At 61.4% G+C, this 24,549-nt stretch carries 23 protein-coding genes; 10 read left to right on the top strand and 13 right to left on the bottom strand.

Going from position 1 to position 24,549, the window contains the following annotated elements:
- Nucleotide 1: 1 nt before the first annotated feature.
- The 7 genes from dacB to FBY10_RS31425 all read right to left on the bottom strand — a co-directional run bounded on the left by dacB (nucleotide 2) and on the right by FBY10_RS31425 (nucleotide 7,339).
- Nucleotides 2-1,447 (bottom strand): D-alanyl-D-alanine carboxypeptidase/D-alanyl-D-alanine-endopeptidase, encoded by a 1,446-nt coding sequence (gene dacB, locus FBY10_RS02155; protein WP_131698324.1) that lies wholly within the window; start codon nucleotides 1,445-1,447, stop codon nucleotides 2-4.
- Between the two features lie 206 nt (nucleotides 1,448-1,653).
- Entirely contained in the window at nucleotides 1,654-4,071 is a 2,418-nt protein-coding gene (locus FBY10_RS02150; protein ID WP_145335251.1) for a TonB-dependent receptor, read from the bottom strand.
- A 109-nt stretch (nucleotides 4,072-4,180) separates the two neighbouring features.
- The gene (locus FBY10_RS02145) at nucleotides 4,181-5,116 is read right to left on the bottom strand and encodes a glutathione S-transferase family protein (RefSeq protein ID WP_145335253.1); all 936 of its coding nucleotides are present in this window, start codon (nucleotides 5,114-5,116) and stop codon (nucleotides 4,181-4,183) included.
- 75 nt (nucleotides 5,117-5,191) lie between these two features.
- The gene (locus FBY10_RS02140; RefSeq protein ID WP_090409144.1) at nucleotides 5,192-5,467 is read right to left on the bottom strand and encodes a GIY-YIG nuclease family protein; all 276 of its coding nucleotides are present in this window, start codon (nucleotides 5,465-5,467) and stop codon (nucleotides 5,192-5,194) included.
- Between the two features lie 36 nt (nucleotides 5,468-5,503).
- Nucleotides 5,504-5,974, bottom strand: coding sequence for a nuclear transport factor 2 family protein (locus FBY10_RS02135; RefSeq protein ID WP_065938610.1), 471 nt, complete (start codon nucleotides 5,972-5,974; stop codon nucleotides 5,504-5,506).
- Between the two features lie 96 nt (nucleotides 5,975-6,070).
- Nucleotides 6,071-6,706 (bottom strand): response regulator transcription factor, encoded by a 636-nt coding sequence (locus FBY10_RS02130; protein ID WP_131698327.1) that lies wholly within the window; start codon nucleotides 6,704-6,706, stop codon nucleotides 6,071-6,073.
- A 207-nt stretch (nucleotides 6,707-6,913) separates the two neighbouring features.
- Nucleotides 6,914-7,339, bottom strand: a complete 426-nt coding sequence (locus tag FBY10_RS31425) for an Hpt domain-containing protein (RefSeq protein ID WP_131698328.1) — start codon at nucleotides 7,337-7,339, stop codon at nucleotides 6,914-6,916.
- Nucleotides 7,340-7,791: 452 nt separating this feature from the next.
- On the opposite strand from FBY10_RS31425, the gene FBY10_RS02120 reads away from it, so the two are divergent.
- The 8 genes from FBY10_RS02120 (at nucleotide 7,792) to FBY10_RS02085 (ending at nucleotide 15,508) form a co-directional block, all read left to right on the top strand.
- On the top strand, nucleotides 7,792-8,418 hold the full coding sequence (locus FBY10_RS02120) for a DUF1120 domain-containing protein (protein WP_145335255.1): 627 nt from the start codon (nucleotides 7,792-7,794) through the stop codon (nucleotides 8,416-8,418).
- Between the two features lie 42 nt (nucleotides 8,419-8,460).
- Nucleotides 8,461-9,075, top strand: a complete 615-nt coding sequence (locus FBY10_RS02115; RefSeq protein WP_131698330.1) for a DUF1120 domain-containing protein — start codon at nucleotides 8,461-8,463, stop codon at nucleotides 9,073-9,075.
- 31 nt (nucleotides 9,076-9,106) lie between these two features.
- Nucleotides 9,107-9,727, top strand: a complete 621-nt coding sequence (locus tag FBY10_RS02110; RefSeq protein WP_131698331.1) for a DUF1120 domain-containing protein — start codon at nucleotides 9,107-9,109, stop codon at nucleotides 9,725-9,727.
- Nucleotides 9,728-9,816: 89 nt separating this feature from the next.
- On the top strand, nucleotides 9,817-10,443 hold the full coding sequence (locus FBY10_RS02105; protein ID WP_145335256.1) for a DUF1120 domain-containing protein: 627 nt from the start codon (nucleotides 9,817-9,819) through the stop codon (nucleotides 10,441-10,443).
- Between the two features lie 32 nt (nucleotides 10,444-10,475).
- The gene (locus FBY10_RS02100) at nucleotides 10,476-11,180 is read left to right on the top strand and encodes a fimbria/pilus chaperone family protein (RefSeq protein WP_145335258.1); all 705 of its coding nucleotides are present in this window, start codon (nucleotides 10,476-10,478) and stop codon (nucleotides 11,178-11,180) included.
- A 79-nt stretch (nucleotides 11,181-11,259) separates the two neighbouring features.
- Entirely contained in the window at nucleotides 11,260-13,692 is a 2,433-nt protein-coding gene (locus FBY10_RS02095; protein WP_178116710.1) for a fimbria/pilus outer membrane usher protein, read from the top strand.
- An 11-nt stretch (nucleotides 13,693-13,703) separates the two neighbouring features.
- Nucleotides 13,704-14,843 carry a DUF1120 domain-containing protein gene (locus tag FBY10_RS02090; protein ID WP_145335260.1) on the top strand — a complete coding sequence of 380 codons (1,140 nt, stop codon included), beginning with the start codon at nucleotides 13,704-13,706 and terminating at the stop codon, nucleotides 14,841-14,843.
- A gap of 17 nt (nucleotides 14,844-14,860) precedes the next feature.
- Nucleotides 14,861-15,508, top strand: coding sequence for a DUF1120 domain-containing protein (locus tag FBY10_RS02085; protein ID WP_131698335.1), 648 nt, complete (start codon nucleotides 14,861-14,863; stop codon nucleotides 15,506-15,508).
- Here the strand turns inward: FBY10_RS02085 and FBY10_RS02080 are convergent.
- From FBY10_RS02080 to FBY10_RS02055, 6 genes are all read right to left on the bottom strand, one after another.
- Entirely contained in the window at nucleotides 15,505-16,770 is a 1,266-nt protein-coding gene (locus FBY10_RS02080; protein WP_131698336.1) for a CynX/NimT family MFS transporter, read from the bottom strand. The genes FBY10_RS02085 and FBY10_RS02080 overlap by 4 nt on opposite strands.
- A complete protein-coding gene (locus tag FBY10_RS02075) occupies nucleotides 16,760-17,419 on the bottom strand; it encodes a FadR/GntR family transcriptional regulator (RefSeq protein WP_145335262.1) in 660 nt (219 codons plus the stop codon). The genes FBY10_RS02080 and FBY10_RS02075 overlap by 11 nt, the downstream gene beginning before the upstream one ends.
- 260 nt (nucleotides 17,420-17,679) lie before the next feature.
- Nucleotides 17,680-18,444: an amino acid ABC transporter ATP-binding protein gene (locus FBY10_RS02070; RefSeq protein WP_003171943.1), complete on the bottom strand. Its 765-nt coding sequence runs from the start codon at nucleotides 18,442-18,444 to the stop codon at nucleotides 17,680-17,682.
- 11 nt (nucleotides 18,445-18,455) lie between these two features.
- Nucleotides 18,456-19,553 (bottom strand): amino acid ABC transporter permease, encoded by a 1,098-nt coding sequence (locus FBY10_RS02065; protein WP_131698338.1) that lies wholly within the window; start codon nucleotides 19,551-19,553, stop codon nucleotides 18,456-18,458.
- A gap of 10 nt (nucleotides 19,554-19,563) precedes the next feature.
- Nucleotides 19,564-20,745, bottom strand: a complete 1,182-nt coding sequence (locus FBY10_RS02060) for an amino acid ABC transporter permease (RefSeq protein ID WP_145335264.1) — start codon at nucleotides 20,743-20,745, stop codon at nucleotides 19,564-19,566.
- Nucleotides 20,746-20,817: 72 nt separating this feature from the next.
- Nucleotides 20,818-21,849 (bottom strand): amino acid ABC transporter substrate-binding protein, encoded by a 1,032-nt coding sequence (locus FBY10_RS02055; protein WP_145335267.1) that lies wholly within the window; start codon nucleotides 21,847-21,849, stop codon nucleotides 20,818-20,820.
- A 345-nt stretch (nucleotides 21,850-22,194) separates the two neighbouring features.
- Between FBY10_RS02055 and FBY10_RS02050 the strand changes: the two genes are divergently transcribed.
- Both FBY10_RS02050 and rhlB read left to right on the top strand, forming a co-directional pair.
- A complete protein-coding gene (locus tag FBY10_RS02050; protein WP_131698341.1) occupies nucleotides 22,195-22,851 on the top strand; it encodes an alpha/beta hydrolase in 657 nt (218 codons plus the stop codon).
- A 95-nt stretch (nucleotides 22,852-22,946) separates the two neighbouring features.
- On the top strand, nucleotides 22,947-24,410 hold the full coding sequence (gene rhlB, locus FBY10_RS02045) for an ATP-dependent RNA helicase RhlB (RefSeq protein ID WP_167654877.1): 1,464 nt from the start codon (nucleotides 22,947-22,949) through the stop codon (nucleotides 24,408-24,410).
- Nucleotides 24,411-24,549: the final 139 nt, after the last annotated feature.

The raw sequence follows: 24,549 nt of genomic DNA, 5'->3' as shown, positions 1-24,549 counted from the left end.
GCTAGTCGTGCCACTGGGACAGCGCCAGCGCCAGGCGATTTTCGAGGGCGCGGATAGGGGCTGCGTCGCTGACGTAGTTATTGCTGATCATCGAAAATACCAGGCGCCGTCCGTCGGCATCGGTGATATAGCCGCTCAACGATGATACGCCGGCCATGGAGCCGGTCTTGGCGTGCAGGTTGTTTTGGGCAGCCGTCCCGCGCAGGCGATATCGCAGGCTGCCGCCGGTCATACGGTCGGCATTGCCGGCAATCGGCAAGGCGTTGTACCAGGCGTCGAACCAGGGTTGTTTGGAAGTGGCCAACAACAGATCGGTCAGATTCTGTGACGACACCAGATTACGTCGCGATAGACCCGAACCGTCCACCTGATTCAACGTCGCCGGGTCCAGGCCCTGACGCTGCATAAAGGCTGTCACCGCTGCCACGCCCGCGGCCGCCGTGCCGGCATTGGCGGTTTTGCGGCCCATGGCCTTGAGCAAGGCTTCGGACATGTTGTTGTTCGAGAGCTTGAGCAGCGGCGTGATCAAGCCCTGCAACGGCGCCGATTGATGCTCCGCCAACACCGTCGCCGTCGCGGGGCTGGTGCCACCGATCACGCGCCGGCCCAGCACGTGGATGCCCTGCTGCGCCAAGGCCTGCTCAAACAGATTGGCCACCAGTTGCGTCGGTTCCCACACACTCACCCATTGCCGGCTTTGCTTGCCCGGTGCGAGCGCGCCGGTGAGTTGCAGCAGGTTGGTGCCGTGCTGGCGGGTGATGCCGTAGCTGTTGCCGGGGCCACTGACAGCGCGGTTGCTCAGTTGCACGTAGTCGGTGGACGGGCTCACCACCACGCTCACTGGCTGGCCGAGTGCGACGGGAGCCTTCGCCGTAACGAGCAAGGTGCCCGCGTCAAAATCCGCATTCGGCGACACCGTCAGCGCCGAAATCTGCGCGCCGTAGTAGGTACTTTCGTCGTCCTGGGCCCAATCCAAGCCCAGGCGCTCGGCGTCGAACCACGTGTCATCGAACACCAGGTCGCCTTGCACCTGGCGCACGCCCTGGCTGGCCAGCTGGACGGCCAATGCCTGGTAGTCGGCGAACTGCGTGGTCGGGTCGCCGAGGCCGCGCAGGTACAGGTTGCCGGCAAGACGTTCACCTTGCCGGGTGCCGTCGCTCAACAGTTGGGTGGAGAAGCGGTATTGCGGCCCCAGCACATCCATCGCCGCAGCGGTGGTGAGCAACTTGAGGTTGGAGGCCGGGATCAGGCGTGTGCGCGGATTGTGTTGATAGAGGGTGCTGCCGCTGCGGGCGTCGCGCACCATGACGGAAACCGTGGCGCCATCGAGGGCCGGATCGGCCAGCAGGTGATCCAGTGTTGAAGGCGTGGAAGGCTGCGAAACACTCGCGCAGCCGCCCAGTAAAACGCTCAGGCACAGCAGGTGTAGCCATCGTCCAAAGTGCATCGGTACTGTGTTCCGCAAAGCCATTAATGGCCGCAACGCTAACAGCTCCGTACCTTTGTGGCGAGCGGGCTCGCCCCGCGCTGGGTGGCGAAGCCGCCCTTACTAATGCCGCCGTGTTTTTTCAGGAACACCGCAGAACCTGTTTTGGGGCCGCTTCGCAGCCCAACGCGGGGCAAGCCCGCTCACCACAGGGAACCCGCCGGGGTTTAGAACTCCAGGGTGCTGGACACCGACACCTGCCGCGCATCGCCCATGGACACAAACAAGCGGCTGGCCGCCGAGGTGTAGTAGACGCGGTCGAACAGGTTCTTCACGTTGACCTGGAATTTGACCTTCTGCCCGTCGATCCTGGTGTCGTAGGTGGCGAAGGCATCCGCCACGGTGTAGCCCGGCAGGTTGAAGTCGTTGGCGGCGTCGCCTGCGCGCTCGCCGACATACCGCGCACCGGTGCCGACACGCAACTGATCGCCGCCGAAAATGTTGCCGAAGTCGTACGCGACCGACAGCGAACCGGTGTGCCTGGCCACGTTTTGCAGGCGGTTGCCTTCAAGCGCCGGGTTGTTGTCCTTGATGTCTTCGGCATCGGTAAAGGCGTAGCTGCCGATCAGGCTCCACTTGTCGGTCAATTGGCCGGTGGCGTCCAGTTCCAGGCCACGGGAACGTACTTGCCCCGCGATGCTGTAGACGGTGTTCGCACCGGAGCCCACCGACACCAGCACATTGCGCTTGTCGATAGTGAACAACGCGGCACTGGCGGTGATGCGCCCCGGGATATCGAGCTTGGCGCCCAGTTCCCACGACTTGGATTCCTCAGGCGTGAGGTCACCGGTCAGCGTGCTGCCATCGAGCAAAGGGGCGATGGTGGAGTTGGGTTTGAACGACTCGGTGTAGCTGCCGTAGAACGACAGCTCATCGGTGTAGCGATACACCAGGCCGGCACGCGGCACCCAGGCCTGGCCGTTGCCGTCGGTGTTGGCCTTGAACGGCACGCCCTTGCCGGCGTACTGGTCATACATCTGATAGCGCGCACCGGCCACGAAGATCCACTGATCGGTCAGGTGAATCGCGTCCTGGAAGAACAGCGAGTCGCTGCGCAACAGGTCGGTCTGGGCGCTGTCGGCAGCACTGACGTTGGTGCCCGCGACTTCGTTGCCGTACACCGGGTTGTTGTAGTTGAACGTGGAGCGCGAATCCTGACGAATCAGGTCGGCGCGGTAGATCTTGCGGTACTCGTCGTCCAGGCCGAACACCAGGTCATGCTGCATGCCCAGTACATTGACCTTGCCTTCCAGGCTCGCCGTGGTGAAGCGGTCAGTGGTGATCGCGCCCTGGGTGCCGTCCATCTTGCGGGTCAGGGTGCCGTTGGTGCTCACCGCGCTGACGCGCACCTGGCTGGCGTCGTAGGTCTCACGGTTCCAGCTGTAGCCGAAATGGGCTTTCCAGTCGTCGTTCAAGTCGTGGTCGGCTTCAAAGCGGTACAGGTCGGAACGGCCTTCCATGTTGTTGAACGGCTCATCCAGACGGCGAGTGGCCGGGATGTCCAATGGGTGGTTGGACTTGTCGATGGCCGTGCCGCGGTCGAACGGCGAGAGAAATTCGCGGTGTTCGTAGGCGAACAACAACTTGGTTGAATCGCCATACCAGGCCAGGGACGGCGCCACCAGCGACTCGCGGTGAGTGCCGAAGTTGCGCCAGTAGTCTTCGTCTTCATGGTCGACGATCAGGCGATACGCCAGGCCCGAATCCCCGATGGGGCCGGTGGTGTCGAGGTTGCCGCCACTGCCGTTCTTGCCGTCGCCGAAGGTCGAGCCGCGCACGGTCAGGGACGTGGCCTGGGTCAGTTGCGGCTTTTTGCTGACGATATTGACTACGCCGCCCGGGTCCTGGATGCCATACAGCAGCGACGACGGGCCCTTGAGCACTTCGACCCGTTCTGCGGTTGAATTCAACGCCCGGCCCTGCACCACCGGCATGCCATCGCGCATGATCGAACCGTTACGGTTGTCGCCAAAACCGCGCAGCATCACCGCGTCCTGGGTGCTGGCCAGGGTATTGGCCTGGGTGATGCCGCTGATGTTGGCCAGGGCATCATCCAGGTTGCGCGGGGTCTGGTCGCGCAGCACTTGGGCGGGGACCACGTTGACGGTTTGCGGGGTTTCCAGCAGCAAAGCACGGGAGCGCATCACCGAGCTGGTGGGCGGGGGCTGGTAGCTGGTGCTGTCCTCGGTTTGGCCGACGCCGCTGATGGTGGTCGCGCCGAGGTTGAGCGCGCCATCGGTGGGCACCGGTTCCAGGGCCAAGGTGCGGGCGTCGATCTGGCGGAACGTGAAGCCGGAGTTGCCCAGCAGACGTTGCAGGGCCTGGTTGGCACTCATTTGCCCGCTGACCGCCGGGGCACTGAGGCCGTAAGGCGCTTCATCGGTGTAGATCACGCTGATCCCGGTGACCCGGCTGAAATCGCTCAGGGCCTGGGGCAGCGGCTTGGCTGCCAGGGCAAAGGTGAACTGGGCGCTTTGCTGCTCCTGCGCCTGCGCCACGCCGAGGGGCAGCAACGCCAGCCCCGACACCGCCAATACCGAGGCTCCCAGCCACTGTTTAACCAAACCGCCCGCCGTCGACTTCATGCTGTGAGAACCCGTGTAGAAAACGCCATTAATGCGAATAGATCGCAGTTTCAAGCACTACACGGATTGGCGGGCGATTTACCTCACCTTTGTTGGCAAATATTTTTATTTATTGCGCCTGAATGCGGAACCCCCAGCGTGGGAAATGCACATGCACGGTGCCGGCGCGTTCATCGGTGCGGCGCAGGATCAGTTCTTCGCGCCCGGCAAACAACAGCTCACCCACGACCGGGTCGGTGCCGTAGTCAGTGGCCGAGATGCTCACCTGCTGGCCGGGCTTGAAGCCGTTCAAGTCCTCGAACAGCGCTTCGGGCAGCGCCGCCGGTGTGGCATTGCGCGCCACGTCCAGGGCTTGCTCGGCGCTCATCTGGGTAGCAGTGCCATGGCCGAAGCTCAGCACGCGGTCAAGCCAGGCGACTACGGCGGGATAGGCGTCCACCAGCGGCGCCGTCACCGAAGAGCCTTTGAGGAACCACAGCGGGTGCGCCAGGGCAAAGTCGGCAATCGAAGGTTCGCCGAACAGGAAATCCCCAGGCGCGTGCTGCAATTGCTGATCAATGCGGCCGATGATGACCGGCCATTGGTGCTTGACCTGGTCGAGTTGCACACGGGCTGCCGTGCCATCGCTGAACAGTTTGCTGCGGTCAGCCACCAGCACCTGAAGCAGCTCCGGCGGTACCTTGGCAAATTTGACCGCCAGGGATTCGGGCTGGAACACCAGCGCTACGGCATGGGAAAACACCACCGAATCCGCCCAGGCCGCGAAGCCTTGGGTGACCAGTTCCAGGCCTTGGGGAAACAGCGCCGGTGCCGCTTTATCCTGCTCCAGGCGCCGGGCGATCAACGCGGTGTCGCAGTAGATATCGGCGCCGACTTGCAACACCGGGGTCTTGCGATAGCCGCCGGTGAGGGCGGTCAGGTCAGGCTTGGGCATCACCGGCGAGATATGCACCGAGTGCCAGGACAAGCCCTTGAAGCCCAGCAACAGGCGGGCTTTTTCAGCGAATGGGGACTGCGGGTAGTGGTGCAGGATCAGCTCGGACATGCCCGGCTCCGTTGGCGAAGTGAGCCACTAGCTTAGCCTGCAACACCGCGCGTGGGGACGATGGCAACCCATCAATCAAATCAATGAGCCACTCGCCGCCAGGCACTCCTTGGCGCTTTTCTTCAACTTCTTGATCAAGCGTTCCTGACGCAACGCCTCGCCTTTGCTCGCGCATTGCTCCGTGTACACCAGCGCGACCGCCGGGCTGGACAGGAAAAACCGTGCGCCCTTGCCGCTCTGATGAGAGGCAAAACGACGCACCGGGTCATTGCTGATGCCGCAATACAACGCGCCATTGGCGGCGCGTACCAGGTACACAAACCAGGGTTTGGGTTCAGAAGGATCAGTCACGGGTCGATTCGGCAAACCAGAAGAGCGCCAAGCTTATCAACGACCGGCCTGAAATGCCCTGAGGCCTTTGAGTGCCTGGGCACGCACGGCGTTTTTCAGTGCCGGCGACCAGCCCAGCAACAGGCCCTTGAGGCCCAGGGCCTGACGCGACCAGCGCCACAGGTCGAAGTGGTCGTGGTGTTCGCAGATCTTGCCATCGCGAAACACGAACCGCGCGCCGATATCGTTGACCACCGTATTGCCGGTGGCGCTGAACAGGTAAGTCGCGACCCAGTGCGCGCTGCCGGTCGTTTCATCGCTGCGTACATGGTCGAACGTCAGGGAAAAATCCTTGGCCCGGGTAGTGAGCATGCGCCACATATCGCCGGCGTCACGCCCGCGCAATTCACCGAAAGCCGGGTCGCTGAACAGCACATCCTCGGTGTAGCAGGCCGCCATGGCCTCGGCATCCAGCCGCTGGAAGGCGCTGTAGAACTCGGTGATCAGGGCGTTGTGTGCGTCGCTCATGGGCAGGTTCCAAACCAGGGGTTTTAAGCCGTCCAAGATAGTCCGGGCGCCGGTAAAACTCTATCGCCATTTACACCGGGAATGACCCACCCGGCGCTACGGCACCATGCCGCAGCTGCGGGCATAGGCAAACAGATCCACGTCGGTGGAAATGCACAGCCGGCTCATGGCGGTGCTTTTCTGCTTGCTGATCGTGGAAATACTGCGATTGACCCGGGCCGCAATCTGGCTGACGGTCATGCCGCTGGCCAGCATCCTCACCACTTCGCGTTCCTTGCTGGATAACTGCGGCTGTTGCAGTTGATCTCCGGTGCCCGCCTCCACCAACTGGGCCCGCAGGCATTCACTGACAAATGTCTCGCCCTTGATCACTGTACCGATGGCGGTGGGCAGCTCCCTGGCCGAGGCGCTCTTGGCGACAATCGCCCGTGCCCCATGGGCAAAGGAAGCACGCAACGTCGCCACATTGGCAAACATGGTGACCAGAATCACCGGCAAATTCGGGTACTGGCGTCGCAACAATCCCAGCAACCCGTAGCCGTCCGCCTGCTGACCACCCGGCATGGCGAAGTCAGTCACCAGCACGTCACACGCCACCGTACTCAACAACCGGAGTAACTCATCGGGACCGTCGGCCTCACCGACGACTTTGCATCTACCGCCCGCCTCAATCACCACCCGTTGCCCGATGCGCACAATGGGGTGATCGTCGGCAATAATTACACGCAGCATAAATACCCACGAATGATGGCAACTGGAATTGGCGCAAAAATACCTGTGTCCTCGCGCGTCAACAACCACTCGGTGCGACACGTTCCGGACCGCGACCCGTGTTTGATAGCTGACAAACTTATACCTACAAAACAAAAAGAAACTACCTACATACAAAGCCTCCAACACAAAGGGGAAACATCCTACAAGACTCTCTATTCCAAGGATTCATAACCGGCTTAGATAAGCAATGTATACGCGCAAGTTACGCTGAAAGACTTGCAACTGCGGCATGTTCGCCACCACACCACGGGCCTGGACTCGAGCGATCAACTGCTCGGCGCGGCGCTCCAGGTCAACGCCCCCGACGAACGCCAGGCTGCCCACCAGTCGGTGCAATCGCTCCACCACCAATGACGCATCGGCGCGGGCCTGCGCCAGGTCCAACAACGCGTTGTCTTCACGTGCTTCATCCATCAGGCTGGCCAGCGCCCGGTTCACCATCTCATCACTGCCGAAAATGTCGATCAGGCGGGCACGCGTCGGCCACGCGATCGCACCTGCACAACACGCCGGCGCCTCCACTAGCGGTGGTGGGGGCGAGGGTGCCAACTTCAGGACAGGTACTTGATTGGAAAATACCCTTGTCACCATGGTCACCTCACTGCGCTTACATTGATTGTTCAGCCCATGAGTTCATCAATACCCATCTGAGTGGGGTTGGAAGATGCAACAGCCAGATCAACGAACAGCGTGCAAAATTCCCGTGGCGCTCATATGACTGTCATAAGCAACAATGAATATCCCTAAGGATGTAAAAAAGACGATACAACAACTACGAAAAATCTAGTTTTCCTACGACTAAGAACATAAATTCCCACGAACTAACGCCCAAATACCTGTTACTTCGATTGTCGTAATAGTTGTATTTCCCCCATCCCGCCCCCCGGCTAAATTGCCGCCACCCCGCAAAGAGGGAATGGTCTCGCTGACTTAAGCGGCCCTGACCAAATACAACCCGCCGCCTTGCTCGCCGCCTTCGCCGAAAGACCGGACGATGCCGTGCGCGCGCTTTATCAGCCAGCCCTGTAGTGGAACGTATAGAAATGAGCAAGTCCCTAATCCTGTTGAGCGCCGCCCTGTTGCTCACCAGTGCTACATCCACCTTTGCCGCCAGCAGCGTGGACCTGACCGTCAAGGGCCTGATCACTCCAAGCGCCTGCACCCTCACACTGCCGGGTACGGTCGACTTCGGGAAGATCTCGGCCAAAGACTTGAATCAGGACGGAACGACACGACTTGAAGACAAAACCCTTCAGTTGACGGTGAACTGCGAGGCCCAGACTCTTTTTGCGATCAATCCAGTCGATAACCGGGCCGGGACATCGTCCAACAGCAACATCGCAGGCTACGGGCTGGGACTGATCAACGGCACGGAAAAACTCGGCTTGTATGTCGTGATCGTGCGTAACCCGGTCGCCGATATCCCGTCCGATATGCTGCAATTTCGCGACGGCGCATGGCGGATGCAATGGGACGATGACTACGTCGAGCCGAACCGATTGATTGCATTCGGCAGCTTCGTTCCGGATGTCGGTTACTTGCCCCACCCCCTCGAAAATGCCTCCGTGGAAGTCTTGTTCAACACCTGGATCGCCCCGGCAAACACCCTGACCCTGACCGACGAAGTCGCTCTGGACGGCTCGGCGACCCTGGAAGTGAAGTACCTGTAACCCGACGATCCGTTGAACCCTCCTGACAAGGAAACCATGCCTATGAACGCTCTAGCCTCGCGGCTCATGCTGATGCTGCTGTTCACTCCGCCAGCGTTTGCCGCCAGCACCACCGACCTGACAGTCAAAGGCAGCATCACTCCCAGTGCCTGTGCCCCACTGGTCTCCGGTGGCGGTGTGATCGAATTCGGGAAGATGTCGGCCAAGTCGCTCAATGCAGAGCAACACACCGTGCTGCCCAACCAAAGCATGCAATTGAGTGTGCGCTGCGAAGGGCCGACATTTTTCACCCTCAATACCATTGATAACCGCACTGGCTCGTCGGCCAACCACGATCATTGGCATGGCCTGGGTATGACGCCAAACGATGAAAAGCTCGGCGGCACCGCCTTTCACCTGTACACACCGGTGGCGGATGGCATTGCCGCAACCATCATTACTTCAAGCGATGGCGGTGTGACTTGGGAGCCGACCAATCAGCTCAATCACATGAAACTGACGGCCGTGGCAATCGGCGATCAGCGGCTGCCTATCGCCGTTCGGGACTTTGACGCCGAGATCCGCCTGTATACCCATGTCGCCCCTGCCGACACCTTGACCCTGCTGGACGAAGTCCCCATCGACGGGCACGCCACGGTCCAGCTCAAGTACTTGTAACCACCCTCTTAGCGAAAGGAGTTCGATCACCATGAAGATACTGCTCAGTACCGTCGCCACCAGCCTGATGCTGCTGACCTGCGCTTCCACCTATGCGGCCTCCACCGTAGACCTGACGGTCAAGGGCCTGATCGTGCCCAGTGCCTGCACACCCAACCTGACCAGCGGCGGGGTCATCGACCACGGCAAGATTTCCGCCAAAGACCTGCGCCCGGATAACGCCACGCACATCGGGACTCACGTCATGACCATGGCGGTAACCTGCGATGCACCGATTCAATTTGCCCTGCACTCCGTCGACAACCGTGCCGGGTCATCGATATCCACCTCCGACTACGGCCTGGGCCTGATCAACGGCACCCAGAAACTCGGCTGGTTTCAACTGACGCTGCGCAATGCCGTCGCCGACGGTACGCCGATGCAAACCATTGCCTCCGGGGACGGTGGCAATACCTGGTACAGCGAAAAACTCTGGGACGCAGGCTTGTATATGTCGGTCGCCACGATGGATGACGCCACACAGCCAGCCTCGGTCAAGGAACTGGTGACGGAGCTGGTGGTGGATACCTCTATTGCCCGCACCGATGGCCTGGATCTGAGCAACGAGGTCACCCTCGACGGTTCGGCCACCCTTGAAGTGAAGTACCTGTAAGCCCACGGGCGCCCATGCCTGGCGTGATTCGCAGGCCTGGGCGTGTTTTTCGTATCGCCCGCATTCACCTCGACACGTGGCGCCTTCCCATGAACACGCTCCCTCGCCTGCCGGCGGTTTTGCTCTTGCTGGCAACCACTCATCCGGTCTTCGCTGCATCCGCTGTCGACCTCACCGTAACCGGCCGCCTGACCCCGGATGCCTGTCACGTCACGCTGTCAGACGAGGGTACGGTCGACCACGGGAAAATCCCCTCCCATACGCTCAACGCCAGCGAGTTCACAGCCCTGCCCAGCCGCGTGCTGGAGCTGAATGTGCAGTGCAGCCGACCAATGCTGTTCACCTTGGTGGGGCTTGATAACCGAGTGGAGTCTTCACTGGCGCCCGGATCGTTCTACGGCCTGGGCAAAAACCCCCACGCCCCGCAGGAGCGCCTGGGATCCGTGGCAGTGTCTTATCAAAACCCGGTAGGCGACGCGCAGTCCCTACAGGTGCTGGCCTCCAACGATAGTGGTGAAACCTGGGCCCCGGAGCCCAATGCCTACCCCAAAGCCTACATGGGCTTTGCGCCGCTCGGTGATCGCCAGCCCGACTTTATCGGCCAACTGCGCGCTCAGTTGCGCATCGACACCGCTATCAACTTTGCCCAGTACCTGACCCTGAATCAGGAAGTCCCCCTCGATGGCTCCATCGTGCTGGATCTTCGTTACCTCTGATTTTTCACACAGCCCCAATGGAAAACCCCGTCATGACGACGACATTGTTCAACACCGCCACCTGCCTCTTGGCCCTGACGCTGCTGCTTGCCACGGGTGCACAGGCTGACGGCATGGTCCCGGACACCTCCGTCGTGATCGTTCACGAAGCCGAGGGTGAAGCCGCTGTGTCGGTCACTAACACCGATAGCCAACTGGCCCTGCTCCACGTCACGCTGGAAGACATTCCCGAAGACCCCGAGCCGCTGCTGGTGGTGACTCCGCCGCTGTCGCGGGTGGAGCCGTCCAAATCGCAACTGGTGCGTTTCATTTTGCAAAGCCCCCAACCGCTGCACACCCAACGGCTCAAGCGCGTGATTTTCGAAGGCATGCCCCAAGGCCGATCGGCGACCGAAGCCGGACACGCGCGGGTCGGCGTGACGGTACGTCAGAACCTGCCCGTCATCATTCACCCCAAAGGGCTCGCCCCCAACCGCACGCCCTGGACCGGCCTGACCTGGTCACTCAACGGCGGCACGTTGCAGGTGCGTAACGACACCCCTTATGTGGTGCGACTGGCCCAGGAACTACGCCTGTTGCCTGGCAATGGTCGAGCGATGTTGCCGCGCACCTATGTGTTGCCCGGGGAACACCTGAGCATTGCAGCCACCGGCGGTGCGGCCAGTACAGTCCGGTTGCAGCCGGCAACGGTCTATGGCTTTGCCGTAGGCGCTTATGAAGCGCCCCTCACCTTCTGACGAAAACCCCGGGCGTCCAGGCGCCTGTATCACGAAGTGACGGCTCACTGACCGTCACCACACCCTTCGAGTGCCTTTCGTGAAAACAGTATTGAGTTACCGTGACGGCGAAGCCCTGCCCGACAGGCCACCCCGTTTTGCACTGCCGACGATACTGTTGGCGTGCGCACTGCTGCCCACCAAGGCCTGGGCGGATGAACGACCGAGCTTTGATGCCGCCACCTTGCACCAACGTGGAATTGATCCGACGCTCGCCAACCTGCTGCTGGACGCCCCGCGTTTTGCCGCAGGACGGCATGCCGTGAGCCTGCTGGTCAATGGCCAGCGCCGCGGGCGACTGGAGGTCGGCTTTGATCAAGACGGTGCCTTGTGTTTCGACCGTGCGTTGCTGGATCTCGCCAACCTGATCATTCCCGACGACAGCGAGCGCTGCCACGCCTTTCTCGACCAGTACCCGCAAACCCTGGTGGAACCGGACCCCGCCACGCTCACGGTGTCGCTGGTGGTACCGACTGAAGCGCTACGACCGCTGCAGCAGGACGTCTCAGGGTACGAAACCGGTGGTTTTGCCGGCCTGCTCAATTACGACCTCACCGGTTTTTATAACCGCTTCGGTGACGACAACAGCCGGTTCGGTTCGGCCAATACCGAGGTAGGGTTCAACGCCGGCGACTGGGTCGTACGCAGCCGCCAGGTACAGACCTGGCAGGATGGCCTCTCGCGCAGTACGCACCTGGAGGCCTATGCCCAGCGTACCTTCGCCAGCCATCAGGCGGTGCTGCAAGCGGGGCAAATCAACCTCTACAACCCGGTATTGTCAGGGGCGCAGATCACCGGGGTCCAGGTCCTCACCGAACAGGCCCTTCAAGAACAAGGCCAGGGCGCGACCATCGACGGTATCGCCAACAGCCCGGCGCAAGTCGAGGTGCGACAGAACGGTGCGTTGATTCATTCCACGGTGGTTCCGGCCGGGCCGTTTTCGCTGACCGATGTACGGCGCCTGAACTCACGCTCTGACGTCGAAGTCACGGTCAAGGAAAGCAGCGGTGGCGAGCGCCGCTTTACCGTACCGGCGGCCATGCTCGGCGTTGGGATGGCGGCGCCCGGGTACTCGATGGCGGCGGGACGGGTGCGCAATATCGGCGACGGCCAAGGCGACGAGCCTTGGGTGGTCAGCGCGGGCTGGACCGGTGCCGTGCACCCGCAGCTGTCCTTGGGCAGCGGTGTGCTGGCGTCCAGCGAATACCGGGCTGCGGGTGTGAGCCTGGGCTGGCTGCCATGGTTGGACAGCCAGGTCCAACTGTCCACCCAGGTTGCCGATACCCAGGCACCGCACGCCGTACGTGGCGTGCAAACCGACCTGTCATGGTCCCAGCGCTTGAATGATCAATGGTCGTTCAGCGCCGCCAACTCCTGGCGTTCACCGGGTTATCGCGAGCTGGAGGAAGCGACCTACGAGCCTGAATCTACCCAGCAACGACGCTCCCGTTATCGCGACCAACAAAGCGCCACGCTGGGCTGGTCCCACCCATGGCTGGGCGCATTCAGTGCCGGGGTTTCGCGCTCCAGCAATTTTGACGGCAACACCAGCAGCCGCGGCCTGGCGTCGTGGGGCACGAACGTCGGCGGTGTATCGCTGTCGGCGAGTGCCGAATGGCAGATGGGCGGACGCCAGCAGCAGGACAATGCCGTCTACCTGAATGTCAGCCTGCCCCTGGGCGAGAGCCGTCGAGTGCGAGCCTGGGTACGCAACTCGGGCGGCGAACATCGCACCGGTGTGGGGTTGAATGAACAGATCGACGATCAACTGAGCTACCGCGTCAGCGCCGAACATGACACCCGTGACCAACAGGTGGAGACCACCCTCGGTCTTTCGGCACTGCCCCGCTACAGCCAACTCGACTTCAGCTACAGCCGCGCCGATGCCGAACGCTCAAGCTATCAAGGCAGTGCCCGAGGCGGCGTGGTGCTGCATGCCGCCGGGGTGACGTTGTCGCCGTATCCGGTGCGTGACACCTTCGCCCTGGTCTCGGTGGGCGAGATGAGCGGCGTAAAACTGAGTACCCCCAGCGGCCCGGTCTGGACCGATTGGCAAGGCCAGGCCGTGGTTCCCCACGTGAGCGCCTATGGCCGCAGCCCGGTTGAAGTACAGCCCCGTTCACTGCCGCGCAATGCCGATATCAACAACGGCCTGGCGATGATCTCGGCCGGGCGTGGAGCAGTGGATCGGGTCGATTTTGCCGTGACATTGACTCGCCGGGTGTTGCTCACCGTACGCACCGAACACGGTGCACTGCTGCCCCGTGGTGCCTCCGTCAGTACCGATGCGGGCGAGTTCGTGACCCTGGTCCAGGACAGTGGCCAAGTGTTTCTACCCAACGTCCTGGAGCAATCAGGGTTGTGGGTCAGCGCGCCGGGATTGACGCGCTGCCGACTGCAGTTCGAGTTACCGCCCAAGGGCGACCCTCTGGTGTATTTCGAAACCGCGCCCGCACGCTGCACCCCTTCATGAGGAAGATCGCCATGCCCTTTATCCGCGCCCCATGGCTGACGGCCGTCTTGATGACCGTCAGTCTCGTCGGCACCGCCTTGGCCGACGACGAGTGCCAGTTGAACATCAGCGAACCTTTGCTGGACTTCGGCCTGATGAAGCGCCTCGCACAAAACGACAGCGCCCCACAACGCCTGCTCGGCGAGCGCCGCTTGAGCCTGAACCTCAACTGCCCGGAAACGACGGACATGAGTGTGTTCTATCGGGCCCTGGCGGCCGACGCACAACGCCTGCAATTTACCGAGCACGGCAGTTATGCAATTGAAGTCAGCGATGGCGTGCTGGATGGCCGGGCGGTTGAGCTGGGGTTGCTGCAGGCCGCCGCGCAGCCGCCCGCCGCCATCGGTAGCGCAGTGAATTGGCGCCCGGGCTATGGCGTGGCGCCGGTGCAAGGCGGGGCCGTGCTACGGGGTAAACACCTGTCCTTGCAACTGAGCCTCAGCGCCTGGGCGGACATGGCGGCCACCCATGTCCGCGAAGCCACCACGTGGGAAGTGTCCGGAACATTCGACGCCCACCAGAGCGGTCGCTATCGGGAGTTGACCCTGCGCGCCCACTTTGCGCCCGCCGCCTGCACACCGCAGCTGTCCAACGGCGGCCTGGTGGATTACGGCACGCTGCTGGCCAAGGACCTGAGCGCCACCCACGAAAACCCGCTGCCCACCCGCCCGCTGCAATTTTCCGTCGGCTGTGATGGGCCGGCACGCTTCGCCTTGCGCATGCACGACAACCGCGACGGCTCGGCCACCGGCGGCACCGATGAAACCGCTTATGGATTGGACCGGGATAACAGCCAGAACAAGATCGGCCGCTTCTACGTGAACATTGACCCGGCAGACTTTGTCGCCGATGCCTACGGCACGCTCTATCGCACCGACTCCACCAGCAATGGCACGGCCTGGAGCAGCGCAAGTGCCAGACAGATCCCTATCGCCGCCAACAGCTATATGGGCTTTACCGACAAGGCCGGCAGCACCCAGGGGCCCGTTGCGATCCAACACCTCACCGGCACCCTGCGCATCAAGGCTTACCTGGCCCCCCTGCAATCGCTGGACCTGCGCCAAGTGGTGCAGATCAATGGTTCCGGCACTCTCGAAATCATCTACCTCTAGCCTGTGGAGCTTCCCTCGTGAACACGTACTGCCTGAGTTTTTCTGCCCTGCTGCTGTGCTCAGCCCAGCCAGCGCTGGCCGCTTCCTCCGTGGACCTTAACGTCAAAGGCCGGATCACGCCGACCGCCTGCACACCGCTGCTGTCCAGTGGCGGGGTGATCGACTACGGCAAGCTGTCCCAGCAAGACCTCAACGTCGACAAGGGCACACGCCTGCCGGTCAAGCAGCTGCAAGTCAGTATCGGTTGCAACGCGCCGAGTCGCTTCGCCCTGCGCATGCGCGACAATCGCGACGGCACGGCCACGGTCAACAGCGAGATTTACTATGGGCTGGGGCTGGACAAAAGCGGCAACCGCATCGGTCTCTATTCCTTGAGTTTCGACCCTCGCCAGACCCAGGTCGACACCACCGCGCCGGTCTACGGGACCGAATCCACCACCGGTGGCATAGCCTGGCGCACGGCCGACCTCAACACGATCGACATAGGTGCCAACAGTTACCTGGGCTTCACCGACACGGCCGGCAGCACAACCGGCCCGTCAGCGATCCGGGAGCTGATCAGCACGGTCAAGGTCGAAACCGTGATCAACGCCACGAAGAACCTGGACCTGAGCAGCGACACCTTGCTCGACGGCTCGGCGACGCTGGAGGTGGTGTATCTCTAGCGTTTCTCGCTGCTGACCTGCACATACAGCGCCCGCCCCGCGCCCAGCCCGGCGATGATCGCACCCACGCCGATCACCGCGAAGATCCAGCCAATGGCCGACCAACCGCCGGTCCAGTCGTGCACCAGGCCCACCGCGAATGGACCGACGGACGCGAGGGTGTAACCGAAGCCCTGGGCCATGCTCGACAGGTTGGCGGCCACATGGGAATCACGCGAGCGCAGCACGATCAAGGTCAGCGCCAGGCTGAACGTGCCGCCCTGCCCCAGGCCGAGCAGAATGGCCCAGCCCCACAGACCGTCCAGCGGTGCATACAGGCAACCGAACAATCCAACCAGGGTGAACAGCATCACCACCACAATCGCCAGGCGCTGGTCCTTGCCGCGCGTGGCAAGCCACGGTGCGGCCAGGGAACTGAACAACTGCATGATGATGGAGCCGGACAACGCCAAACCGGCTTCGGTGGCACTCAGGCCACGACCGATCAAAATCGACGGCAGCCAGCCAAACACGATGTACGACAGGGACGATTGCAGACCCATGTACAGGGTGACCTGCCAGGCCAACGGGTCACGCAACAGGCCCTTCACTCGGTAGGCGACCTGGTGGGCGCCGTGTTTCTGGCCGACCTGCGGTAACCAGAACAACGCTGCCACCAACGCCGGCAGAATCCAGAAGCCCAGGCCAATGGTCCAGCGGTCGCCGAAGTAATGACTCAGCGGCACCGTGGCGCCAGCGGCCAACGCTGCGCCCAGACACAGGGCCATGGTGTACACACCGGTCATGGCGCCGGCGTGTCTGGCGAAATCGCGCTTGATGATGCCCGGCAGCAATACGCCGATGATGCCGATGCTCGCACCGGCAATCAGGCTGCCGGCGAACAACCCCACTTCGCCAAACGAACTGCGCAGGATGATGCCGGCGGCCAGGCTCAGCAAAATCCCCAACACCACTCGCTCGGCGCCAAACCGCCGGGCCAGGATCGGGGCCATGGGCGCGAACAAGCCGAGGCACAACACCGGCAAGGTGGTCAGCAAACCGGCCTTGGCCGCCGACAATCCCAGGCTGCTGGAAACCTCGGCCAGCAACGGCGCCACGCTCGACAACGCCGGGCGCAGGTTCAACGCCACCAGGATCAGGCCCAGCAGCAACAGCCAAGGGCGGCTTACCAGCGGGTGACTGGCTTGCACCACTTCGTCATCGGCTTCGGCGTCGATCAACAGCTCTTCCAACTCGGTCGTACGTTTGGTTTCAGGGTTCATTGATCAACTGCCGGCAAAGGGATTTGGCGCGTTCCGCGTCCTGGTGTTCCACGGCTTCGAGCAGGGCGATATGCAGGTCGAACACCGCCTGGCGGCGCGGCGAAATGTTCAGGGTCTGGCGCAACTGGGCGCCGACGATGGCGGAAAAGTACTGGTACAGCTCGCTCAATGCCGGGTTGTGCGCGGCGTCCACCAGGCGTTTGTGGAACTCCAGGTCGGCGCTGATATAGGCCTCCAGGTCACCGTGGTACAGCACCGCGCTGGCTTTGAGTGCCTCGTGCAAACCCGTGAGGTCGGCTTCGGTACGGCGCAACGCCGCGAGCCCGATGGCCTCCACTTCCAGGATCTGCCGCGTCTCCTGCGCCTGCTCCAGGCTGCAGTGAGATAACGCGCGCATGGCCCCCAGCGGGTCGGTCATGGAGCGCAGGTAACTGCCGTCGCCCTGGCGGATCTCGATCAACCCGGAGAACGCCAACACACGCATGGCTTCGCGCACGGTGTTGCGGCTGATGCCCAGCTCGGCGGCCAGCTCCGGCTCGGTGGGCAGACGTTCGCCGACGGCCCACCTGCCTTCGCTGATGCGCCAGCGCAATTGCTCAAGGGCCTGGTCCACCAGGGAGCGTTTGATCAGGGGAGCGATGTCAGTCATGGGATGCAGACTTTCGTCCAATCATAGGATGAATTTTCCTACAGCCTATTCAGAGTTGCCTACAAAGGCAACGCACTAGGGTTCTTAGGCTGGAAAAGGAGCAGTATTTTCGATTGGTACAATTACCCTTAGAGGGTAATTATTCAGCGCAGGTGTCTTATGGAAAAGTACACACCTCATTACGATCTGGCGGTGATCAAGGCCTCCTGAACAGACAAAAATAAACCCGGCCAGGCCGGGTTTATTTTTTCAAGCATCGATCAATGCAGGATCTGGCTCAAGAACAGCTTGGTCCGGTCATTCTGCGGGTTGTCGAAGAAGTCATTCGGCGCCGCCTGTTCGACGATCTCGCCCTTGTCCATGAAGATCACGCGGTTGGCCACGGTGCGGGCGAAGCCCATTTCGTGGGTCACGCACAACATGGTCATGCCGTCTTCGGCCAGGCCGATCATGGTGTCGAGTACTTCCTTGACCATTTCCGGGTCGAGGGCCGAGGTCGGCTCGTCGAACAGCATGATTTTCGGCTTCATGCACAGGGCACGGGCAATCGCCACACGCTGTTGCTGGCCGCCGGACAGTTGCCCCGGAAACTTGTGGGCCTGCTCCGGGATGCGCACACGCTCCAGGTAGTGCATGGCGATTTCCTCGGCCTTGCGCTTGGGCATCTTGCGCACCCACATCGGCGCCAGCGTGCAGTTCTGCAGGATGGTCAGGTGCGGGAACAGGTTGAAGTGCTGGAACACCATGCCGACTTCGCGGCGAATCGCTTCGATCTGCTTGAGGTCGTTGGTCAGCTCCACGCCATCGACCACGATGCGGCCCTGCTGGTGCTCTTCCAGACGGTTGAGGCAACGGATGGTGGTGGACTTGCCCGAACCCGACGGGCCGCACAGCACGATACGCTCGCCCTGCTTGACGTTGAGGTTGATGTCTTTCAACACGTGGAACTGGCCGTACCACTTGTTGACGCCCTGCATCTGGATAATGCCTTCAGGGCTCACAGGCTGTTTGATCGCTTCGCTCATAACATCAACTCCTAACGCTTGTGGCCTGTGTCGAGCTTGTGTTCCAAATGAATGGAATAGCGCGACATACCAAAACAGAAAATCCAGAACACCAAGGCGGCAAACACATAGCCTTCGGTGGCCATGCCCAACCATTTAGGGTCGGCGGCGGCTTGCTTGACGCTGTTGAGCAGGTCGAACAAACCGATGATGATCACCAGGCTGGTGTCCTTGAACAACGCGATAAACGTGTTGACGATGCCCGGGATTACCATCTTCAGGGCTTGCGGCAGAATCACCAGGCCCATGCTGCGCCAGTAACCCAGGCCCATCGCCGCGGCCGCTTCGTACTGACCTTTAGGAATCGCCTGCAAGCCACCGCGCACCACTTCGGCCACGTAGGCCGACTGGAACAGGATCACGCCGATCAACGCCCGCAGCAGCTTGTCGATGCCCATGCCTTCAGGCAGGAACAACGGCAGCATCACCGAGGACATGAACAGCACGGTGATCAACGGCACGCCGCGCCAGAACTCGATAAACGTCACGCAGACCACACGAATCGCCGGCATGTTCGAACGCCGTCCCAGCGCCAGCACAATACCCAGTGGCAAGGCACCGGCGATGCCGACGGTGGCGATGACCAGGGTCAGCATCAGGCCGCCCCATTGGCTGGTGGCCACGTTGGTCAAGCCGAAGATCCCGCCGTGCAGCAGGAAAAACGCGATGATCGGGTACAACACCAGGAAGCCCAGGCCGTAAATCGCCTTGCGCGGGAAACGCGAGATGAACAACGGTGCCACGCCGACAATGGCCAGCCACACGGTCAGGTCTACACGCCAGCGCAGGTCGCCGGGGTAGTAGCCGTACATGAACTGCCCGAAGCGCTGTTGGATAAACACCCAGCACGCGCCCTCTTTAGTGCAATCGGCGCGAGTAGTGCCGACCCAGTTGGCATCGAGGATGGCCCAATGCAGGATCGGCGGCACCACCAGGTAGATCAGGTAAAACGCCAACAGCGTCAGCAGGGTATTGAGCCAACTGGAAAACAGGTTGGCACGCATCCAGGCCATCGGTCCGAAGACTTTACTCGGCGGCGGCATATCAGGTTTGAAAGTATGCGAACTCATGTGCGTTTCCTCACCGCTCGATCAGCGCAATGCGCTTGTTGTACCAGTTCATCAGCAGGGAAATGCTGATGCTGATCGCCAGGTACACGCTCATGGTGATGGCAATAACCTCGATGGCCTGGCCGGTCTGGTTGAGCACCGTGCCGGCAAACAGCGAAACCATTTCCGGGTAACCGATACCGGCGGCCAGCGACGAGTTCTTCGCCAGGTTCAGGTACTGGCTGGTCAGCGGCGGAATGATCACCCGCAGGGCTTGCGGGATGATGACCTTGCGCAGCGTCGGCCCAGGACGCAGGCCCAGGGAGCGCGCAGCTTCGGTCTGGCCGTGGCTGACGGACTTGATGCCCGAACGCACGATCTCGGCGATAAACGCTGCCGTGTACACGGTAAGCGCCAGGGTCAGCGCCAGCAGTTCAGGGATCAGTACCCAGCCGCCGACAAAGTTGAAGCCTTGCAGCTTGGGCATTTCCCAGTGCAGCGGCGCGCCGAAGATCAAGGCACACAACGCTGGGATCACGATAAACAGCGCCAGGCCCGCCCAGAACTTATGGAAGGGTACGCCGGTCGCTTCAAAGCGCTTGTTGGCCCAACGCGCCATCAGCACGATTGCCACAATGGCAACCACGATGCTGGCCACAAACGGCCAGAACCCGTCAGCGGCCAGCGCTGCCGGCATGTTCAGGCCACGGCTGCTGACAAAGAAGGTGTCGTCGAAGTTATGGCTGTTGCGTGGCCCCGGCATGGTCAGGAACACCGCGAAGTACCAGAACAGGATCTGCAGCAGCGGCGGAATGTTGCGGAACACTTCCACATACACGGTCGCCAGCTTGTTGATCATCCAGTTCGGGGACAGACGTGCCACACCGATGATGAAGCCGAGCAGCGTCGCCAGGACCACCCCGATCACGGTCACCAGCAAGGTGTTGAGCAAGCCGATGACAAAGACGCGGGCATAGCTGTCCGATTCGGTGTAGTCGATCAGATGCTGCGCGATGCCGAAGCCGGCACTGCGCTCAAGAAAGTCGAAACCCGAGGTAATGCCCCGGTGCTGAAGGTTGGTCTGGGTATTGTCGAAGAGGTACCAGCCCAGCGAGATCACCGCCACAATCGTGATGATCTGGAAGAGCCACGCACGCACTTTGGGATCGCTGAAGCTGAGCTTCTGCTTTGGTGCGCCGATTTGTTTTTGCATGAAGTGCCCCGGAAAGAATGGAACAGAACATCACCCGGCGGTTGGCCCTCCGGGTGACAGAACCATCAGCGATCAGCGCACAGGGGGTGCGTATTGAATGCCGCCAGCGTTCCACAGCGCGTTCAGGCCACGGTCGATTTCCAGCGGGGTGCTCTTGCCCAGGTTGCGCTCGAACACTTCACCGTAGTTACCGACTTGCTTGACGATCTGTACGACCCAATCTTTCTTCACTTTCAAGTCTTTGCCGTATTCGCCGTCAGCACCGAGCAGACGTGCAACGTCCGGATTCTTGGTGGACTTGGCTTCAGCTTCAACGTTTTTGGAAGTGATGCCGGCTTCTTCAGCGTTGAGCATGGCGTAGCCCACCCAGCGCACGATGGCCAGCCACTCGTCATCGCCGTTACGCACGACAGGGCCCAGCGGCTCCTTGGAAATGGTTTCCGGCAGAACCACGTAGTCCTTCGGCGCGGCCAGCTTGCTGCGCTGGGCGAACAGTTGGGACTTGTCGGAGGTCAGTACGTCGCAACGACCGGATTCCAGCGATTTGGCGCTTTCATCGGAGGTGTCGAAGGTGATCGGGGTGTACTTGAGGTTGTTGCCGCGGAAGTAGTCGGAAACGTTCAGCTCGGTGGTAGTACCGGCCTGGATGCAGATGGTTGCACCGTCCAGTTCCTTGGCACTTTTGACGCCCAGCTTACTGTTAACCAGGAAGCCGATGCCGTCGTAGTAAGTGATGAAGCCTGGGAATTTCAGGCCCATACCCGCATCGCGGGAGCTGGTCATGGTGGTGTTACGCGACAGGATGTCGACTTCGCCGGACTGAAGCGCGGTGAAACGCTCCTTGGCGTTCAACTGGCTGAATTTGACCTTGGTGGCGTCGCCAAAAACGGCAGCGGCCACGGCACGGCAAACGTCAGCATCGATCCCGAGGATCTTGCCGCTGGCATCCGGTACCGAGAAACCCGGCAAGCCGTCACTCACGCCACATTGCACAAAACCTTTCTTCTGCACGGCGTCCAGCGTAGCGCCAGCCTGGGCGAAACCACTGACACCCAGTACAGCCGCCGCAGAAACGATGGCCAGGGTGGATTTCAATACCTTCATTCAAACCTCCAGTTGCTCTTGTTGTGTCGAAGCTCCAACCTCAGCGCACCCTTATGAGGCGATATCGACCCGTGTTGGCTTTTTTTGGGGTCAAGCGGCATGAGGCTTTCGCGGAAATTCCAGCTGCTATCCCGAAAGCGGCAGTCACTGATAGTGTTACCGCCTCAGGAAAGTTCTGACATCGCCCTACACATAGCAAGGCGCGTACCAGAACGGCGGCTGAGTCGTTTCAGCCCCTAGTCAATGGAAAAAGATTCACCCTTGCGACATTCTCTTAACAGATCAACCTGTCGCGCACCGTTCCGACGCACCCAATCGGAGCGCACGCACATATATGGAGCAGACATGACCGAACCCTTGATTCTTCAGCCCGCCAAGCCCGCAGACGCCTGCGTAATCTGGTTGCATGGCCTGGGTGCCGATCGCTACGACTTCCTGCCGGTGGCCGAGGCGCTGCAGGAAAGCTTGCTGTCCACCCGCTTTGTATTGCCCCAGGCACCGACCCGCCCAGTGACGATCAACGGCGGCTACGAGATGCCCAGTTGGTACGACATCAAGGCCATGAGCCCGGCGCGCTCGATCAGCCTGGAAGAGCTGGAAGTGTCGGCAAAAATGGTGACCGATCTGATCGAAGCCCAGAAGAGAACCGGAATAGACGCTTCGCGGATTTTCCTCGCGGGCTTTTCCCAAGGTGGGGCCGTGGTATTCCACACCGCGTTCCTGAATTGGGAGGGGCCATTGGGCGGCGTAATCGCCCTCTCCACCTACGCGCCCACCTTCAGTGACGAGCTCGAATTGTCGGCCAGCCAGCAACGCATTCCCACCCTGTGCCTGCATGGTCAGTACGACGAGGTAGTACAGAACGCCATGGGCCGCAGCGCCTACGAGCATCTGAAAACCCGTGGTGTCACCGTGACATGGCAGGAATACCCAATGGGCCACGAAGTGTTACCGCAGGAGATACACGATATAGGGACTTGGTTGACCGCTCGCCTGGGCTGAAACCCACGTTTATGTAGCCGTATGACAGACGCACTACGCCGCGCCCGATTCTTGCATTACACTGGCCGGCGTACATTCCTTAACCAATTAATGAGATCACCGTGCTCAAAGCACTCAAGAAAATGTTCGGCAAAAGCGAGGCTGAGCCGCTCGCGCCTGTTCCCAGTGCTCCTGTCCCCTCCTCCGGCAGCCGCAATGACGGTCAACAGCCAGGCCGGACTGCACCTGTCGCCCAGCCAAAGACGCCGACGGTGACACCGCCCGAACAGGCAAAACCTGAGACGCAAGCCGCCCCCGCCCCCAAGCCTCGCCGGGAACGCGCCCCCAAACCACCGGTGATCCCGTGGAAACTCGAAGACTTCGTCGTCGAGCCTCAGGAAGGCAAAACCCGCTTCCACGATTTCAAACTGGCCCCGGAACTGATGCACGCCATCCAGGACCTGGGGTTCCCATACTGCACGCCGATCCAGGCGCAGGTATTGGGCTTCACCCTGGCCGGCAAAGACGCCATCGGCCGCGCCCAGACCGGTACCGGCAAGACCGCCGCGTTCCTGATCTCGATCATCACCCAGTTGCTGCAAACGCCGCCGCCGAAAGAGCGCTACATGGGTGAACCGCGCGCGCTGATCATCGCGCCTACCCGTGAACTGGTGGTACAGATCGCCAAGGACGCCGCCGACCTGACCAAGTACACCGGCCTCAACGTGATGACGTTCGTGGGCGGCATGGACTTCGACAAGCAGCTCAAGCACCTCGAAGCCCGCCACTGCGACATCCTGGTCGCCACCCCCGGCCGCCTGCTGGACTTCAACCAGCGCGGTGATGTGCACCTGGACATGGTCGAAGTGATGGTGCTGGACGAAGCCGACCGCATGCTCGACATGGGTTTCATCCCACAAGTGCGCCAGATCATTCGCCAGACACCGCCAAAGGCAGAGCGCCAGACCCTGCTGTTCTCCGCGACCTTCACCGAAGACGTGATGAACCTCGCCAAGCAGTGGACCACCGAGCCGTCCATCGTCGAAATCGAGGCGCTGAACGTCGCCAGCGAAAATGTCGAACAGCACATCTATGCCGTGGCCGGTGCCGACAAGTACAAGCTGCTCTATAACCTGGTCAACGACAACGGTTGGGAGCGCGTGATGGTGTTCGCCAACCGCAAGGACGAAGTGCGCCGCATCGAAGAACGCCTGGTGCGCGATGGCGTCAACGCCGCGCAACTGTCCGGCGACGTGCCGCAACACAAACGCATCAAGACCCTGGAAGGCTTCCGCGAAGGCAAGATTCGCGTGCTGGTGGCCACCGACGTGGCCGGGCGCGGGATTCACATCGACGGCATCAGCCACGTGATCAACTTCACCCTGCCGGAAGTGCCGGACGACTATGTGCACCGTATTGGCCGCACCGGCCGGGCGGGCGCAGCGGGTGTGTCGATCAGCTTTGCCGGGGAAGATGACTCGTATCAGTTGCCGTCGATCGAGACCTTGCTGGGGCGCAAGATCAGCTGCGAGACACCGCCGACGCACTTGCTGCGGGCTGTAGAACGCAAACGCCCGTAAAGCTTAAATGCGATAAAAATGTGGGAGGGGGCTTGCTCCCGATGGCGGTGGATCATTCAACAGAGATGTTGAAATTTCCAACCCCAACCGGGGCCACCCCCCTCCCCCCATTTGGGCTTGGGTCGGCGGGCGATTTACA

The sequence above is a fragment of the Pseudomonas sp. SJZ103 genome (genome assembly GCF_007828335.1).
Classification (GTDB): domain Bacteria; phylum Pseudomonadota; class Gammaproteobacteria; order Pseudomonadales; family Pseudomonadaceae; genus Aquipseudomonas.
This window is presented reverse-complemented; position numbering and strand designations above follow the sequence as displayed.

Coding starts and splice junctions, on each gene's coding strand:
- dacB (WP_131698324.1), bottom strand. CDS start 1,447: ATGCACTTTGGACGATGGCTACACCTGCTGTGCCTGAGCGTTTTACTG.
- FBY10_RS02150 (WP_145335251.1), bottom strand. CDS start 4,071: ATGAAGTCGACGGCGGGCGGTTTGGTTAAACAGTGGCTGGGAGCCTCG.
- FBY10_RS02145 (WP_145335253.1), bottom strand. CDS start 5,116: ATGTCCGAGCTGATCCTGCACCACTACCCGCAGTCCCCATTCGCTGAA.
- FBY10_RS02135 (WP_065938610.1), bottom strand. CDS start 5,974: ATGAGCGACGCACACAACGCCCTGATCACCGAGTTCTACAGCGCCTTC.
- FBY10_RS02130 (WP_131698327.1), bottom strand. CDS start 6,706: ATGCTGCGTGTAATTATTGCCGACGATCACCCCATTGTGCGCATCGGG.
- FBY10_RS31425 (WP_131698328.1), bottom strand. CDS start 7,339: ATGGTGACAAGGGTATTTTCCAATCAAGTACCTGTCCTGAAGTTGGCA.
- FBY10_RS02120 (WP_145335255.1), top strand. CDS start 7,792: ATGAGCAAGTCCCTAATCCTGTTGAGCGCCGCCCTGTTGCTCACCAGT.
- FBY10_RS02115 (WP_131698330.1), top strand. CDS start 8,461: ATGAACGCTCTAGCCTCGCGGCTCATGCTGATGCTGCTGTTCACTCCG.
- FBY10_RS02110 (WP_131698331.1), top strand. CDS start 9,107: ATGAAGATACTGCTCAGTACCGTCGCCACCAGCCTGATGCTGCTGACC.
- FBY10_RS02105 (WP_145335256.1), top strand. CDS start 9,817: ATGAACACGCTCCCTCGCCTGCCGGCGGTTTTGCTCTTGCTGGCAACC.
- FBY10_RS02100 (WP_145335258.1), top strand. CDS start 10,476: ATGACGACGACATTGTTCAACACCGCCACCTGCCTCTTGGCCCTGACG.
- FBY10_RS02090 (WP_145335260.1), top strand. CDS start 13,704: ATGCCCTTTATCCGCGCCCCATGGCTGACGGCCGTCTTGATGACCGTC.
- FBY10_RS02080 (WP_131698336.1), bottom strand. CDS start 16,770: ATGAACCCTGAAACCAAACGTACGACCGAGTTGGAAGAGCTGTTGATC.
- FBY10_RS02075 (WP_145335262.1), bottom strand. CDS start 17,419: ATGACTGACATCGCTCCCCTGATCAAACGCTCCCTGGTGGACCAGGCC.
- FBY10_RS02070 (WP_003171943.1), bottom strand. CDS start 18,444: ATGAGCGAAGCGATCAAACAGCCTGTGAGCCCTGAAGGCATTATCCAG.
- FBY10_RS02065 (WP_131698338.1), bottom strand. CDS start 19,553: ATGAGTTCGCATACTTTCAAACCTGATATGCCGCCGCCGAGTAAAGTC.
- FBY10_RS02060 (WP_145335264.1), bottom strand. CDS start 20,745: ATGCAAAAACAAATCGGCGCACCAAAGCAGAAGCTCAGCTTCAGCGAT.
- FBY10_RS02055 (WP_145335267.1), bottom strand. CDS start 21,849: ATGAAGGTATTGAAATCCACCCTGGCCATCGTTTCTGCGGCGGCTGTA.
- FBY10_RS02050 (WP_131698341.1), top strand. CDS start 22,195: ATGACCGAACCCTTGATTCTTCAGCCCGCCAAGCCCGCAGACGCCTGC.